Source organism: Variovorax paradoxus (genome assembly GCF_029919115.1).
In the GTDB taxonomy this organism is placed as follows: domain Bacteria; phylum Pseudomonadota; class Gammaproteobacteria; order Burkholderiales; family Burkholderiaceae_C; genus Variovorax; species Variovorax paradoxus_O.
In genome coordinates, this window is the sequence record NZ_CP123990.1 from 5,259,447 (window position 1) to 5,274,728 (window position 15,282).

Genomic DNA, 15,282 nt, shown 5'->3' on the forward strand with positions numbered 1-15,282 from the left:
ACGCCGCCCATAGAAGAAAGCGCCCATGCCCACTCCTGCGAACCCTTCCGCGAACACGGCCCGTGCCGCGAATCTCGCGAATGCCGCTAGTGCCGCCGAGGGGTGGCGCAGGCTGCTGCCGGGTTCGCTGTTCTACCGCGTGACACTGATCATCGTGGTGGGCCTGGCCGTTGCGCAACTGCTCACTTTCGCCGCGATCCGCTACGAGCGGAACATGGCGCTTCGCGAGCTGATGATGATCGGCATCGAGCGAGACATCGCCAGTTCGGTCGCCATTCTCGACCGCCTTCCCGCGGCCGAGCGCGCAAGCTGGCTCGACCGGCTGGAGCGGCGCAACTACCGCTTTGTGCTGGGCGGCAGCGCGGATGGTACCGAGCCCGGCTCGCCCGCTTCGCGCCAGTTTGCCGCAGCCATTACCGAAGCGATGCGCCCGTTCGAGATCGTCAAGGTGGGAGAGGTGGCCTGGCCGCCCGAGGGGCTGCAGATTCAGGTGCGGCTGGGCGACGGGTCTTCGGTGGTGGTGCATGCCAGGCGCGTGGGCATGCCTGTGTCGGGCTGGGTGATGTGGCTGCTTGTCGTGCAGCTGCTGGTGCTGGCCGTTTGCGCCTGGTATGCGGTGAGGCTGGTCACACGGCCGCTTGCGCAACTGTCCGCCGCGGCCGACGAGCTGGGCCCCGACCTCAAAGGCCAGGCGCTCGCGGAAGACGGTCCCAGCGAAGTCGCGCATGCGGCGCGCGCCTTCAACGCCATGCAGCAGCGCATCGCGGGCTACATGGCCGAGCGGGTCGAAATCCTTGCGGCCATTTCGCACGACCTGCAGACGCCCATCACCCGCATGCGCCTTCGCACCGACCTGATGGACAACGAGCAGGACCGCGAGAAGTTCCGGCAAGACCTGGACGCGATGAACTCCCTTGTGCGCGAAGGCGTTACCTACGCACGCACGCTGCACGGCGCAACCGAGCCGCCGCTGCGCATCGATGCCGACGCGCTGCTCGAGAGCATGGTGGCCGACTATGAAGACGTGGGCCAGCAGGTGCGGCTCGAAGGCAAGGCCGGCGCGCCCATCGTGAGCCGACCCAACGCGCTGCGCAGGATCTTGATGAACCTGATCGACAACGCGCTGAAGTTCGGCACCGACGTGCGCGTGCAGGTTCATGCCGAGGGCGGCAAGCTGGTGGTGGCCGTGCTCGACAACGGACCGGGCATTCCGCCCGACGAGCTCGAGGCGGTGCTCAAGCCCTTCTACCGCGTCGAGAGCTCGCGCAACCGCAGCACCGGCGGAACCGGCCTGGGCCTGGCCATTGCGCACCAGCTTGCCATGGCCATGGGCGCCGAGCTCACGCTGAACAACCGCGCCGAAGGCGGGCTGGAGGCCCGGCTCACGCTGGGCACCGCGCCCGCGCACTGAACACATCCTTTCACGGACGACCCCGATCATGCTCATCCTCCTCATTGCCTACCTGGGCGGCGTGCTCACCATATTGAGCCCCTGCATCCTGCCGGTGCTGCCTTTCGTGTTCGCGCGCGCCGACCGCCCGTTTCGTTCGCATGGCCTGCCGATGCTGCTGGGCATGGCGCTGGCATTTGCCGCCGTTGCCACGCTGGCAGCGGTGGGCGGAGGCTGGATCGTCACGCTCAATGAATACGGGCGCTATGCCGCCATCGCAATGCTTGCGCTGTTCGGCGTCACGCTGCTGTTTCCCGGCATTGCCGACCGCATGAGCCGGCCCTTGGTTGCGATGGGCGTGCGCATGTCCGCGACGCAGGGCAATGCCGCGCCGGGCTCGGTGTTCTCGCCGCTCATGCTGGGCGTGGGCACGGGCCTGCTCTGGGCACCGTGCGCGGGCCCGATCCTCGGCCTCATCCTGACCGGCGCGGCGCTCAATGGCGCGAGCGTGGGTACCTCGCTGCTGCTGCTCGCCTATGCCGCGGGTGCGTGCACGTCGCTGGCGGCCGCGCTGCTGTTCGGCGGGCGCGTGTTCTCTGTCATGAAGCGGTCGCTGCACACCGGCGAATGGGTGCGGCGCGCCGCCGGCGCGGCCGTGCTGGTGGGCGTGGGCGCCATCGCACTGGGGCTGGACACGGGCTTGCTCGCACGCCTGTCGGTCGGCACCACGTCGGCGCTGGAGCAGGCGCTGGTGGACAAGATCAAGCCGGGCACGCCGCACGCCGAGCCGGTTGCGGTGCAGGAAGATGCAGGCTTCTTGCGAGTGTCGGACCACCGCACGGCCGCCGCGCCTGCGCGCCAGCTCAAGGTCGAAGGCAACTTTCCTTCGCTGGCGGGCGCCACCGAATGGATCAACTCCCCGCCGCTCACGCCCGAGGCGCTGCGCGGCAAGGTGGTGCTGGTCGACTTCTGGACCTATTCGTGCATCAACTGCCTGCGCACGTTGCCCTACCTCAACGCATGGGCCGAGAAGTACAAGGATGCGGGCCTTGTGGTGCTGGGCGTGCATACGCCGGAGTTCGCGTTCGAGAAGCGTTCGGCCAACGTGCGCAGGGCGACCAAGGACCTGGGCATCGGCTTTCCCGTGGCCACGGACAACGACTTCGCGATCTGGCGCGCCTTCGAAAACAATGCCTGGCCGGCGTTCTACTTCATCGATGCCGAAGGCCGCATCCGCCACCATCAGTTGGGGGAGGGCCGCTACGACAAGGCCGAGCAGGTCATCCAGCAGCTGCTGGCCGAGGCGGGGCAGGCCCGCATCCCTGCGGGGCTGGTCGCGCCATCAGGGCAGGGTACCCAGGCGCAGCCCGGCCTCGAGCCTGCCTTGTCCGGCGAAACCTACGTGGGCCACGAGCGTGCGCACGGTTTTGCCTCGCCGGGCGGCCTGGTGCGAGATCACGCAAAGGTCTACCACGCGGCCTCTTCGCTGCGCACCAACCAATGGGCGCTGGCCGGCGACTGGACCGTGGAGGCCGAGCGCGCCGTGCTCAACAGTGCCAACGGCCGCATCGCCTATCGCTTTCAGGCGCGCGACCTGCACCTGGTGCTCGGTCCCGCGGCCAACGGCAAGCCGGTGCGATTCAGGGTGCTGGTGGACGGCAAGCCGCCGCTTGCGGATCACGGCGCCGACACCGACGCGCAGGGCTATGGGGTGGTCGATGCGCAGAAGCTCTATCAGCTGGTGCGCCAGTCCGCCAATGGGACCAACGGGAAAGACAGGCTGTTCGAGATCGAGTTTCTCGACGCGGGCGCACAGGCCTACGCGTTTACCTTCGGCTGAGCGTTGGTGCGGACCGGGCGGCCGGCGAAAAGGCGAAACGGGCAAAAGGACTTTTACGCCGCCCAGGCGGTCAAGGAGAGCCGGCGCAGCATGTCGGTCTGGCGCGACTCTTCGGCGTCCCGCAGGCTCTTGGCTGCGCGGGCGGCCACGTAGGCTACGTACATCGTCTCGATGGCCTTGCCCCATTCGTGCATCTTTTGAGAAACCGCGTTGGTCGACGTTGCCGACGAGTCTTCCGCAGGGCAGTCGGGAACCTCGAAACCTGCTTTGCTGAGGATGGTGGCTTTCTGAAAAATGGTGAGCATGGGGCTGGCCTCTGGAATATGGGCATCAGGTTAGCCATGGCGCAAGAGGCGTGCCATCAGCCGCTTGACGTATGTGTTTGTCAGTAAATGGCTATCCATCCCGGCAAACAGCCGCGGTTTTCTAGGCCTTAAGCCTTAGGCTGATGTCGATTCGGCGTGCCGCCACACCAGCGTGGCGGCCGTCAGGTCTTCCAGCGCGCTGCCCACCGCCTTGAAAACGGTGCGCTCGCCGTTGTCCGTGCGGCCCGTACGCTCGCCCCGGCAGAGTGCGGCAAGCGTGCCCTGCACCTCATCGGCGCGCAGCGTGCCGGCCGCTATCGCGTCGAGCAGGTCGCCCGCTTTCTGCAATGCTTCGGTGGTGTCGACGAAGGTGCGGGCGCCCGCAAAGCAGCGGGCATCGGCCTCGCGCATGGCGGGGGTGAAGCTGCCGATCAGGTCCAGGTGCGAGCCCGGACTCAGCCATTCGCCGCGCACCAGCGGCTCGGTCGCGAGAGTGGCGCAACTCACGATGTCGGCTTGCCGCACGGCCGTTTCGAGCGCGGTGACGGCGCGGGCATTCAAACCCTCTTCGCGCCATTGCGCGGCCAGGGCCTCGGCGCCTTCGGGCCGGTGATTCCACACCTGCACCTCGTCGATGGGCCGCACGCTCGCATGCGCGGCGGGCAGCAGCCTGGCGATGCGGCCGGTGCCCACCACCAGCAGCCGGCGTGCATCGGCCCGCGCCAGAAATGCTGCGCCCAGCGCCGATGCGGCCGCCGTGCGGCGCGCGGTGAGCTCGTTGCCGTCCATCATTGCCAGCGGCACTCCGGTGCGCGCGTCGTACAGCACATAGGTGGCATGCAGGCCGGGCAGGCCGCGCGCGCCGTTGCCCGGAAAGACGTTGATGGTCTTGATGCCGAGGAACCCCGCTTCGCTCCACGCCGGCATGATGAGCACGGTGCCCTTGTTTCCGCCGGCCGTCTCGATGCTGTGCACATGCCGCGGCGGCACCTGCGCCTCGGCCGCGAAGGCGGCTCGCAGCGCAGGCACGAGCCGCGCAAAGACCAGCGGCTCGCGGGTGGCGATTTCGTCGAAGTGCTTCATGGTTGCCGTGGTTGCAGCGCGGCGTCGAAGAATTCGGCCAATGCGCTCGCCATTTCGGCGGAGGATAGCTCAGCCCGCGGCAATGCGGCTCCATTCGAGGCCGTGCTTGGCAAGGTACTTTCGCAGCCGGTCGGCATCGTTCACCACACTGCGCTGCGCGCGCGACGCTTGGAAAAGCTGGCGCCCCGCGTCCGACAGGCTGCGCGAATCACGGCACACACGCACCACCGCCTCCAATTGCAGCCGGTCGAACAGGTCGAGGGCGGCAGCACGCTCGTCGCCCAGCAGCGCATCGAGGTCCACATCCGCAGCGCCGCCGCTTTGGCCTTCTGGGCCTTCGCGGTTCCACAGCCACCGAAGCCGCGCAATCTCGGCTTCGACCAGCGCGACCGGAATGCGCCCGCCGTCCGCCAGCGTGGCGAGCCGCGTCACGCTGGCCGAAAGGTCGCGGAAGTTGCCGCACCACAGCGCCTCGGCGCTTTGTGCAAAACGCAGGTAGGCCGCGCGGGCCTCGGCGTTGAAGCGCACCACGCGGTTGTTTTCGGCCGCGTGAATGGCCAGCAGGTGGTCGAGGTTGGGCTCGATGTCTTCCGGCCGCTTTGCCAGGCCCGGCAGGTCGTAGGTCCAGAGGTTGATGCGGGCGAACAGGTCTTCGCGAAAGCGACCGGCCGCCACGTCGCTGCGCAAGTCGCGGTTCGTGCCCGCAATGAGCTGGAAGTCGCTCTCCACTTCCTTGTCGGCGCCGACCGGAAAGAAGCGCTTCTCTTCAATGGCCTTGAGCAGCATGGCCTGTTCGTCGAGCCCGAGCTCGCCGATCTCATCGAGAAACAGCGCGCCCTGGTGCGCCGTGCGCAGCAGGCCCGCTCGCTCGCCCGCCGCGCCGGTGAACGCGCCTTTCTTGTGGCCGAACAAGGTGGATGCGGCGCCGTCGCCCCGAAGCGTGGCGCAATTCACCTCCACGAACGGTCCCGTCATCTGGTGCCGCGCCTGCTTCAGCTCGAACATGCGCCGCGCCAGGAAGGATTTGCCCGCACCGGTTGGCCCCACCAGCAAGATCGGCGCGCGCGAGCGCACCGCCACGCGTTCGATCTCGTCGATGAGCGCGTTGAAGCGCGCATTGCGCGTGGCGATGCCGCTCTTCAGGAAGGCCACCGCGTCGCGCTGCTCGGCGTCGAAGCGCCGCGCAATCGCGTCGTAGCGCGACAGGTCGAGGTCGATCAGCGCCACTTCGCCCGGGTTGCCCGCGCGCTGCCGCTTGGGCGGCGAGGTCTGCGCAAGCACGCCCGGAATCACCCGCGATTCGGCCAGCAGGAACATGCAGATCTGAGCCACGTGCGTACCGGTGGTGATGTGCGTCCAGTACTGCTCGCGTTCGGTGTCGAAGGTGTAGCTGCGCGCCCAGTCGTAGAGGCGCGCGTACACCTCGCCGAAATCCCACGGGTCCGCAAGGTCGAGCGGCACCAGGTTGACGGTGGTCTCGGGCGAGACGGTGGCGATATCGGCCTTGACCACTTCGGCCAGCGCCTTGTGCTTGAGCGTGTAGAGCAGCTCCATGCGCGAGATCACCATGTCCTCGTGCTGCGCGAGCGAGACGGTGGGGCGCCACTTTTCCCAGCGGCCTGTGCCTTGGCCGGCGTCGAGCTGAGTGCCGAGAAAGCCGATGACGACGGTGGATTTCTTCATGTTTGGGATAAATGACTATCCAAAATTATAAGAACCGCCGTCCATTTGAGACTGACAAATTTTGGTGCGGGCAGCAGGAAACAGAAAAATCTGTTTCAGATCAACAACTTGAATTCAGCTGGCGTTGCGAAGCCGCTGCCTGGCACACCCGTTGCAATAAGGATCACACATCCAAGAAACGAACGAACAAAAAGAACGCCACAAGGAGAAGTCACATGGCCAACCTTCAACTCTTCCAGACCCTGCGCGGCGCGCTGCTGCCTTCGGCCGACACGCTCAACGAAGCGGGCGGCGCGGCCTACGCGCTGTCGCCAAAGCACCAACTGGCGCAGCTCGCGGCCACCGGTTGCCTCAACAGCACCTTCTATGCACAGGCGCAAGACCAACTCGACACCGTACTGGCCCTCGCCCGCGAGGTCGATCCGCTGTTCGTCGCCAAGACGGCCGTGTACGCACGCCGCGCCGGCCACATGAAGGACATGCCCGCGCTGCTGGCCGCCACGCTGGCGGTGCGCGACGTGGCACTGCTCGCCAAGGTGTTCGGCCGCGTGGTCGACAACGGCAAGATGCTGCGCAACTTCGTGCAGATGCTGCGTTCCGGCGCGGTGGGCCGCAAGTCGCTCGGCACGCGTCCGAAGAAGCTCGTGCAGCAATGGCTGCTCGAAGCAACCGAGGCGCAGCTGCTGAACGCCGCCGTGGGCAACACGCCCTCGCTGGCCGACGTGGTGAAGATGGTTCACCCCAAGCCCGCCGAAGCCTGGCGCGCCGCATGGTTTGCATGGCTCATCGATCGTCCGTATGCGCTGGAGGCTCTGCCTCCCGTGACGCAGGCTTTCGAACGCTTCAAGCGCGACCGTGCGCAAGCGGTGCCCGACGTGCCGTTCCAGATGCTGACCGCGCTGGAACTGGACGCGCAGGCCTGGGCGCAGATCGCGCAGCGCGGATCGTGGCAGATGGTGCGTCAGAACCTGAACACCTTTGCGCGCCACGGCGTGTTCGAGCTGCCCGGTCTTGCTGAAGCGGTGGCTGCCAAGCTGCGTGACCCGCAAGCAGTGGCCAAGGCGCGCGTGCTGCCGTACCAGTTGATGGCGGCTTACACCGCAACCGGCGCCGAGGTGCCGCATGTGGTGAAAGAGGCGCTGCAGGATGCGATGGAACTCGCACTGGCCAACGTGCCGGTGTTCGACGGCCGCGTGGTGGTGTGCCCCGACGTGTCGGGCTCCATGAGCTCGCCGGTGACGGGCCACCGCGGTTCTGCGACCACAGCGGTGCGCTGCATCGACGTGGCCGCGCTGGTGGCTGCCGCCGTGCTGCGCCGCAATGCGGATGCGCGTGTGCTGCCCTTCGAAACGAAGGTGGTGTCGCTCGCGCTGAATCCGCGCGATTCGGTGATGACCAACGCAGCCAAGCTGGCGGCGGTGGGCGGCGGCGGTACCTCGTGCAGCGCGCCGCTGGCGCTGCTGAACAAGGAGAAGGCGCAGGCGGACCTGGTGGTGCTGGTGTCGGACAACGAATCGTGGGCCGACCGTGCACGTGGCCGGGGTACGGCCACCATGCAGGAGTGGGAGGCGTTCAAGCAGCGCAACCCCAAGGCGCGGCTGGTGTGCATCGACATCCAGCCCTATGCGACCACCCAGGCGCAGGAGCGCGGCGATGTGCTGAACATCGGCGGCTTCAGCGACGAAGTGTTCAAGCTGCTGGCGGTGTATGCCGCGGGCGGCCTGGGCGCCGACCACTGGGTGGGCGTGATCGAAGAGACTTCGATCTGAGAGAAGAAAAAGAGAGAAGGGCGCCGCGGGTTTCGGCCCATGGTGCCCGGCTCGAAATGAATTGAACGTCGTCGTTCGGCGAATGCAGATGCGAGTACATCCAACCATGTTCTTCCTCGCATCGATTGTTGGTCGCCGAACGGGGATGAGGTTTTTTGCAGCGAATGCTGGCGGAACTACAGCCTTCAACGCTCGGGGTCGCGGGTTCGAATCCCGCCGGTCGCAAGACCGTAGCTCAGTGGTAGAGCACGACTGTTTCGCCGATTTTTGTCGCTGCTTTTTTGTTTTGAGGTGAATGCAGGCGGGTTTACAGGATAGAGCGTCATGGTCTTGGCCATGAAGGTCCCGGGTCCAGACCCCGGTCTGTTTCGGCAGATAGCTCAGTTGACGACCCGTCGCTCCTCGTCACCTCTTTTTTGTATAGCGGGCACGCAGGCACAGAAGGGAGCGCCACTGCCAAAAATGTTGTTATTGCCGGCAGGCCGGGTAGCACCGGATGCGGCGGGAAAGCCGGTCGACGAGCAAGGTTGAGGATGCAGGTGCTGGCTCCGATGACGGGTCTGCCACTGGCGCGCGTTTCCAATCGTCGACTGGGCCATCGGACTCAAACACCATGGTCGCCGTATTGATGTGGGTTCGAATCCCACCGTGTCCACCATTCAGTTGCAAGAATAGATAGATAGACAGTCAGAGAGAAAAGAAAATGGAACAGAACTACAAACTGCACCAGGTAGCCAACGGCGTCCCCGTCAAGATGTGGACGAACGGTGTGCCCGTGGAAGACGAGGCGCAGAAGCAGCTCGAGAACGCGGCGCGCCTGCCCATCGTGTTCAAGCACATCGCGGCCATGCCCGACGTGCACTACGGCATCGGCGCCACCGTGGGCTCGGTGATCCCGACCTTCAAGGCCATCATCCCCGCCGCGGTGGGCGTGGACATCGGCTGCGGAATGATGGCCTGCAAGACCACGCTCAACGCGCGCGACCTGCCCGACAACCTGGGCCCGCTGCGTTCTGCGATCGAGAAGGCCGTGCCGCACGGATCGAACCCCAAGCGCATGGGCCGCGACAAGGGCTCGTGGGAAACGCCGCCCGATGAAACCGATGCGGCCTGGGCCAGGCTGGTGGATGAGTTCGACCTGATCTGCGAGGACTACCCGCGCCTGAAGAACACCAACAACCACAAGCACCTGGGCACGCTGGGTACCGGCAACCACTTCATCGAGGTGTGCCTCGACGAGGCGGGCGCGGTGTGGTTCATGCTGCACTCGGGGTCGCGTGGCGTGGGCAATGCCATCGGCACGCACTTCATCGAACTCGCGAAGAAGGACGCCGAACTGCACCAGCGCAACCTGCCCGACCAGGACCTGGCGTACTTCGAAGAAGGCGCCAAGTACTTCGGCGACTACGTGCGCGCGGTGGGCTGGGCGCAGAAGTTCGCGCGTGCCAACCGCGAGGTGATGATGCAGCGCGTGGTCGCGGCCGCGCGCAAGGTCATCGCCAAGCCGTTCGAGGCGCATGTGGAAGCGGTGAACTGCCACCACAACTATGTGAGCCGCGAGACGCACTTCGGCGAAGACGTGCTCGTCACGCGCAAGGGTGCGGTGAGCGCGAAGGCCGGCGAACTCGGGATCATCCCCGGCAGCATGGGGGCCAAGAGCTACATCGTGCGCGGAAAGGGCAACCCCGAGAGCTTCATGAGCTGCAGCCACGGCGCGGGCCGAAAGATGAGCCGCACCAAGGCGAAGAAGCTCTTCACCATCGCAGACCAGATCGCCGCGACCGAGGGTGTCGAATGCCGCAAGGACGCCGATGTGATCGACGAGATTCCGATGGCCTACAAGGACATCGACGCGGTGATGGAAGCGCAGAAGGACCTGGTGGAAGTGGTCTACACACTCAAGCAGGTGGTTTGCGTGAAGGGTTAGAAGCCCGCGCTGGTCCGAGGACGAGGGGCGCGGGCGTGTGCAACGGCAATCGAGTAAATAACAATGAAAAGCAACAAGCAACGCCGCGCCGAAATCAAGGCGCACCGCCTCGAACGCGCCACCGCGCTGAAGGCGCAGCTGCGCACGCAGGACGCCCGTCAGCTCTCGGCGGGCGGACTCGTGCCTGGCATGGTCATGGCCGACAAGTCGCGGCTCGCGCACTACAACACCACCTTCGGCGAGGTGCCGGATTTCTATCTCGACCAGGCCTTTACTTGTCGCGATTGCCGCGCCCAGGAGGTGTGGACGGCAAAGCAGCAGAAGTGGTGGCATGAGGTTGCGCAAGGCTCGGTGTACAGCCACGCCGTGCGATGCCGTGCATGCCGGCAGACCCGCCGCGCCTTGCGTGATGCAGCGCTTCGGAACGAAGGCGCCAACCTGCTGGGCGAGGAGGTAGGCCGGCTGCGTGCGCTCGCCACGCAAAAGCCTGGCGCCGACGCGCTCGCGCTAGTGGAGTCTGCCCTGCAAAGCAAGTGGCGGAGCCTGCGCGTGGTCGCCATCGAAGTCATGGGTCAGTGGGGCGGGCCCGAGCAGATCGGGCGGCTGCAGGCATTTGCAGCGAACCGCACAAGCAGCTATGGCACGTGGGAACGCGAAGCAGCGGACGCCGCGACGAAGGCACTGGCGCACAGGGCCGAGGAGGGGAGTCGGGAATGTTGAAGCTCACCTTCCTGGGCACGTCCTCAGGAGTCCCTACGCGCCAGCGCAACGTCTCCGGCCTTGCGGTGCAGACCGTGCTCGGTGCCGACTGGTTCCTTGTCGACTGCGGCGAAGGCACGCAGCACAGGCTGCAGCAGACCCGGCTGTCCTTGCACGACATGGCGGCGGTCTGCATCACGCACGTGCACGGTGATCATTGCTACGGCTTGCCGGGCCTGCTCGCCAGCGCGGGCATGGGCAAGCGCACCAGACCGCTGAAGCTGATCGCGCCGCTGCCGGTGTGGCGGTGGTTCGAAGCCACGCGCCGGTTGACGGACCTGCATCTGCCGTACGAAGTGGAGCATGTCGATCTGGAAACCGACGCGCTGGTGTACGAAGCCCCGGGCCTTCGCATTGAGCGCCATGTGCTGCGGCACCGGGTGCCCAGCCACGCCTACCGCGTGCAGGTCGAAACCCGGCGCGTGCGGCTGAAGGCCGATGCGCTGCGTGCCGCCGGCCTGCCGCCCGGCCCCGCATGGCGCGCGCTGCAGAACGGCGAAGACGTACCTTTCAACGGCGCGGTGCTGCGCAGTGCCGACTTTGCGGAGACGCAAATCGACACGGCAAGTGCGGTGCTTGGCGGCGACAACTCCGAGCCTGCGCTGCTGCGCGCGGCTTGCGAAGGCGCTCAACTGCTGGTGCACGAAGCCACCTACACGCAGGAGGCGCTCGACAAGGTTGGCCCCGGGCCCATGCACAGCTCCGCGCGCTTGGTGGCCGAGTTTGCGCAATCCGCCAAAGTGCCCAACCTGGTGCTGACGCACCTGAGCCCCCGCCACCAGAACGACGAAGGGATGGCGGCGCTGATGGCGGAAACCCAGGCCCACTACAGCGGCCACGCGTTCCTGGCCAGCGACCTGGACGTTTTTGAACTCGACAGCGCCGGCAACGTGGCTGTCACCCGTGGCCGATCGGATGATTGAAAAAACCGCCGGCAAGAAGAAGTTTTTATTCATGAGCAACAAAGAACAAGAATTCCTGCGCTCGGCGCACCCCATCGATCCCGCCATGCGCGTGCAGATCATGGATGCCCTGCGCGACATCGAAACGCGCCATGACGTCACGGTGCTGTTCGCCTGCGAATCCGGCAGCCGCGGCTGGGGCTTTGCCTCGCCCGACAGCGACTACGACGTGCGCTTCATCTACGTCAACCGCCTGCCGTGGTACCTCACGGTCACGCCGCGCCGGGACGTGATCGAGGTGCCGATCAGCGGTGATCTCGACATCAACGGCTGGGACCTGCGCAAGGCGCTGGGGCTGATGCGCGAGTCGAACCCCACGCTGCTCGAATGGCTACGCTCGCCGGTGGTGTACCGCGAAGACGAAGCGGCCATGCCGCGTTTTCGTGCGCTCTCCGAGGCGGTGTTTTCCAACGCGCGCGGCTGGCATCACTACGCGTCGATGGCGAAGAAGAACTTCCGCGAGCACCTGCAGTCCGACGAGGTGCGCTACAAGAAATACCTTTACGTGCTGCGCCCGCTGCTGGCCGCGCGATGGATCCGCACGCAGCCCGGCATGCCGCCGATGCGCTTTGCCGACCTCGCGCAGAAAACGCTCGACCCCGTGCGCGACGCAGCGCTGATCGACGAAATCAACGCGCTGCTCGAAGTGAAGATGCGCGCTGGCGAGGCGGCGACCAGCCCGCGCTGGCCGGGCATTCATGCGTTCATCGAAAGCGAACTGGCGGCCAACGCAGCCGAACCTGTCACGCCACTGCCGCAGGCCGATGGCACCGGGCTCGATGCATTTCTTTGCGAGACGGTGCTGCGCTTCGACGCGGCCGCGTCCGCAGTGAAGAAAGGAGGCCGCGCATGATCGAACTCGACGGCTCTCAAGGCGAGGGCGGAGGCCAGATCCTGCGCACCAGCCTCGCGCTGTCGGTGGCAACGGGCCAGCCCGTCGCCATCGAGAAGATTCGCGCGGGCCGCGCCAAGCCGGGCCTGATGCGCCAGCATCTCGCGTGCGTCAACGCGGCGGCCGAAATCAGCGGCGCGCAGGTCGAAGGGGCCGAGCTCGGATCGCAATCGCTGCGCTTCGTGCCCGGACCGGTGCGCGCGGGCGACTACAGCTTCACGATTGCGAGCGCGGGCAGCTGCATGCTGGTGCTGCAAACGGTACTGCCACCGCTGCTGCTGGCCGGCACGCCAAGCCGCGTGCAACTGCGCGGCGGCACGCACAACCCGATGGCGCCGCCGTTCCACTTTCTGGAGCGCGCCTTTGCGCCGCTGGTGCGCCGCCTGGGCGCGGACCTTCAACTGGTACTGCGCCGCTGCGGCTTTTATCCCGCCGGCGGCGGCGAGGTCGATGCGACCATCGTTCCGTCGGCCGACGGGCTGAAGCCCTTCGATCTGGTCGAGCGCGGCGCATTGCTGTCGGGCCACGCCGAGTGCCTGGCGCCGGGGCTCGCACGGCACATCGCCACGCGTGAGCTGGAAACGCTGGGCAAGGCCATGGGCTGGTCGGGCGAGCAACTGCGCGTGGGCACGGCGCGGCAGAACGAAGGGCCGGGCAACGCGCTGCTCGCCACGCTGGCCTACGAGCATGTGACCGAGGTTTTCACGGCCTTCGGCGAAAAGACGCTGAGCGCGGAGCAGGTGGCGCATGCGCTGGTGAGGGAACTGCGCGACTTCCAGAAGAGCCAGGCGGCCGTGGGGCCGCATCTGGCCGACCAGTTGGCGCTGCTTTTGGGCCTGGCGACATGGCAAAGCGGCGGTGCCGCCGCGTTTACCTGCAGCGAGGTAACGGAGCACACGCGAACCAACTGCGCGGTGATCGAGCGCTTTCTGCCGGTGCGCTATGCCATCGAAGAAGCCGCGTATGCGACCACCGTGTTTGTCAACTACAGGGGCGTTGTTGCGGGCTGAGAACAGATGACCGACAGCGGCTCCGACCGCCCACGCACCACCAGTGTGTCAACCTGCTCCGCGGCGTGCGCCAGGCCGGCCTGCTGCGCCGCGAACAGCGAAACTACCAGCCGTGATGCGGCCGCCTTGGAATGGTCCTGCAGCCGGCTTGCCGTGTTGACCACTTCGCCGATGGCGGTGAAGGTGGTCGTGTCGAGGTAGCCCACTTCGCCCACCGCCGCGCGCCCGGCGTGCAGGCCCATGCCAAAGTCCAGCCGCTGGCCGAATTGCGCCTCGAAGCTTTCGCTCCAGGCGTCCATGCGCTCGCCGATGAGCTCGGTTGCGCGCAGCGCCTGGCGGCATGCGGTGGGCAGGTCGGTCTCGAGCCCGAAGATCGCCATCACGCTGTCGCCGATGAACTGGTTGGGCACGCCGCCGCTTTCGCGAACCGCCGCGCCTACCGTCGCAAAGTAGCGGTCGAGCACGTATGCAAGATCGAACGGCCATTGGCGTTCCGACAAGCCCGACCAGCGCCGCAGGTCGACAAACAGAATAGCCACCTCGCGCTCGCGCCCGAAGCTGCTCACCGGCGCGGGACGGCCGCCGTTGGGCGGCGGTGCGAACAGCGGGGTGACCTCGATGTCGCCATGGGGCCGCAGCTGGCAGGCCAGCCGCACGTCGCCGGGCGCACGCACGCGCTCCAGCGTTCGCTGCTCGTCGCGGCCCGGCTCGCCGATGTGATCAGCGGGTCCGCGCACCCGCACGCGGCAGGTCGAGCAGCGCGCCCGGCCGCCGCACACCGAAAGATGGTCGATGCCGTGCGAGCGGCTTGCTTCGAGGACGCTCCAGCCGCGTGGCACTTGCACCGTTCGGCCGGGGTAGCGCAGCGTCACCGATGAGCCGTGCGACCGGCGCGCGAGCCAGTTGCGCATTCCGAAGGCCACGAGCAGGGCGGCCAGCCCGAATGCATAGAAGAACTTGATGCCGCTCTCTGCGGCGTCGAGCGCGCGGCCCTGGGCCGCTGTTGGCGCCACCGCAGGCGGCACGCCGGTCCATTGGAACTCCCGCCCCATCGAGACGAAGCCCATTGCGGCGGTGAGCGGCAGCACGACCGCAAAGGCCAGCAGCAGATGGGAGAAGCGCCGGTAGCCCGGCCGCGCCCTCAGCGCAAAATGCATGCCGAGGCAGCCGTGGGTCCAGGCGGCAAGCATCATCGTCAGCTGTGCAGCGGCGCCCGGCGGGCTCCACAACCCCCACACCACGCGCGCATACGAGCCCTCGACGCCGTACGCCTGGTAGGCGCCGCGCATGGCCGTGAGGTGGGCCGCCATCAGCAGGGGTAGCGCAAAGCCCAGCACGATGCGCAGGCCCTCGAGCGCAGGCATGCGCAGGGTGCGGCGCTCCCAGAGTGCGGCCACCGCCAGTGCCAGGTGCACGGCGGCGGCGCTGTACAGCAGCAGCGTGCCCGGCAGGCTGTGCCAGAAAACCTGCACGCCGCGCAGCACCGTCTCGGCCGCGGCAAAGGAGACGATGCCGAGCGAATGGTTGAGCAAATGCGCCGTCACATAGGCCATCAGCACCAACCCGCTCGCCCAGCGTAGATTCCGCCGGCTGGGCGGTATCGACAAAGAAGGGGCTTGGGGGGAACGTCTGTCCATGAACGGGTTCGAAGGGGCTCCCGAG

Annotated in this window: 13 protein-coding genes; 8 read left to right on the plus strand and 5 right to left on the minus strand. The window is 66.8% G+C overall.

Going from position 1 to position 15,282, the window contains the following annotated elements; all coding sequences use genetic code 11:
* The first annotated feature begins 25 nt into the window (after nucleotides 1–25).
* Both QHG62_RS25155 and QHG62_RS25160 read left to right on the plus strand, forming a co-directional pair.
* A complete protein-coding gene (locus QHG62_RS25155; protein WP_281148317.1) occupies nucleotides 26–1,411 on the plus strand; it encodes an ATP-binding protein in 1,386 nt (461 codons plus the stop codon).
* Between the two features lie 28 nt (nucleotides 1,412–1,439).
* Nucleotides 1,440–3,230 carry a cytochrome c biogenesis protein DipZ gene (locus tag QHG62_RS25160; protein WP_281148318.1) on the plus strand — a complete coding sequence of 597 codons (1,791 nt, stop codon included), beginning with the start codon at nucleotides 1,440–1,442 and terminating at the stop codon, nucleotides 3,228–3,230.
* 53 nt (nucleotides 3,231–3,283) lie between these two features.
* On the opposite strand, the gene QHG62_RS25165 is transcribed toward QHG62_RS25160, so the two are convergent.
* From QHG62_RS25165 to rtcR, 3 genes are all read right to left on the minus strand, one after another.
* Entirely contained in the window at nucleotides 3,284–3,535 is a 252-nt protein-coding gene (locus QHG62_RS25165) for a hypothetical protein (protein ID WP_281148319.1), read from the minus strand.
* A 135-nt stretch (nucleotides 3,536–3,670) separates the two neighbouring features.
* Nucleotides 3,671–4,618 carry an ornithine cyclodeaminase family protein gene (locus QHG62_RS25170; protein WP_281148320.1) on the minus strand — a complete coding sequence of 316 codons (948 nt, stop codon included), beginning with the start codon at nucleotides 4,616–4,618 and terminating at the stop codon, nucleotides 3,671–3,673.
* Nucleotides 4,619–4,687: 69 nt separating this feature from the next.
* Nucleotides 4,688–6,301 carry an RNA repair transcriptional activator RtcR gene (gene rtcR, locus QHG62_RS25175; RefSeq protein WP_281148321.1) on the minus strand — a complete coding sequence of 538 codons (1,614 nt, stop codon included), beginning with the start codon at nucleotides 6,299–6,301 and terminating at the stop codon, nucleotides 4,688–4,690.
* Nucleotides 6,302–6,516: 215 nt separating this feature from the next.
* Here rtcR and QHG62_RS25180 point away from each other — a divergent pair, with 215 nt between their 5' ends.
* Nucleotides 6,517–8,070, plus strand: a complete 1,554-nt coding sequence (locus QHG62_RS25180) for a vWA domain-containing protein (protein WP_281148322.1) — start codon at nucleotides 6,517–6,519, stop codon at nucleotides 8,068–8,070.
* Between the two features lie 185 nt (nucleotides 8,071–8,255).
* On the opposite strand, the gene QHG62_RS25185 is transcribed toward QHG62_RS25180, so the two are convergent.
* Entirely contained in the window at nucleotides 8,256–8,408 is a 153-nt protein-coding gene (locus tag QHG62_RS25185; protein ID WP_281148323.1) for a hypothetical protein, read from the minus strand.
* Between the two features lie 365 nt (nucleotides 8,409–8,773).
* Here QHG62_RS25185 and QHG62_RS25190 point away from each other — a divergent pair, with 365 nt between their 5' ends.
* The 5 genes from QHG62_RS25190 to rtcA all read left to right on the plus strand — a co-directional run bounded on the left by QHG62_RS25190 (nucleotide 8,774) and on the right by rtcA (nucleotide 13,620).
* Nucleotides 8,774–9,997 (plus strand): RtcB family protein, encoded by a 1,224-nt coding sequence (locus tag QHG62_RS25190; protein WP_281148324.1) that lies wholly within the window; start codon nucleotides 8,774–8,776, stop codon nucleotides 9,995–9,997.
* Nucleotides 9,998–10,060: 63 nt separating this feature from the next.
* On the plus strand, nucleotides 10,061–10,717 hold the full coding sequence (locus QHG62_RS25195; RefSeq protein ID WP_281148325.1) for a zinc-ribbon domain-containing protein: 657 nt from the start codon (nucleotides 10,061–10,063) through the stop codon (nucleotides 10,715–10,717).
* Nucleotides 10,711–11,679 (plus strand): ribonuclease Z, encoded by a 969-nt coding sequence (locus QHG62_RS25200; protein WP_281148326.1) that lies wholly within the window; start codon nucleotides 10,711–10,713, stop codon nucleotides 11,677–11,679. The genes QHG62_RS25195 and QHG62_RS25200 overlap by 7 nt, the downstream gene beginning before the upstream one ends.
* A gap of 31 nt (nucleotides 11,680–11,710) precedes the next feature.
* Nucleotides 11,711–12,571: a nucleotidyltransferase domain-containing protein gene (locus tag QHG62_RS25205; RefSeq protein ID WP_281148327.1), complete on the plus strand. Its 861-nt coding sequence runs from the start codon at nucleotides 11,711–11,713 to the stop codon at nucleotides 12,569–12,571.
* Complete coding sequence (rtcA, locus tag QHG62_RS25210) at nucleotides 12,568–13,620, plus strand: RNA 3'-terminal phosphate cyclase (RefSeq protein WP_281148328.1); 1,053 nt, start codon at nucleotides 12,568–12,570, stop codon at nucleotides 13,618–13,620. Before QHG62_RS25205 ends, rtcA begins: the two co-directional genes overlap by 4 nt.
* Here the strand turns inward: rtcA and QHG62_RS25215 are convergent.
* Nucleotides 13,596–15,257, minus strand: coding sequence for an adenylate/guanylate cyclase domain-containing protein (locus QHG62_RS25215; RefSeq protein WP_281148329.1), 1,662 nt, complete (start codon nucleotides 15,255–15,257; stop codon nucleotides 13,596–13,598). The genes rtcA and QHG62_RS25215 overlap by 25 nt on opposite strands.
* Nucleotides 15,258–15,282: the final 25 nt, after the last annotated feature.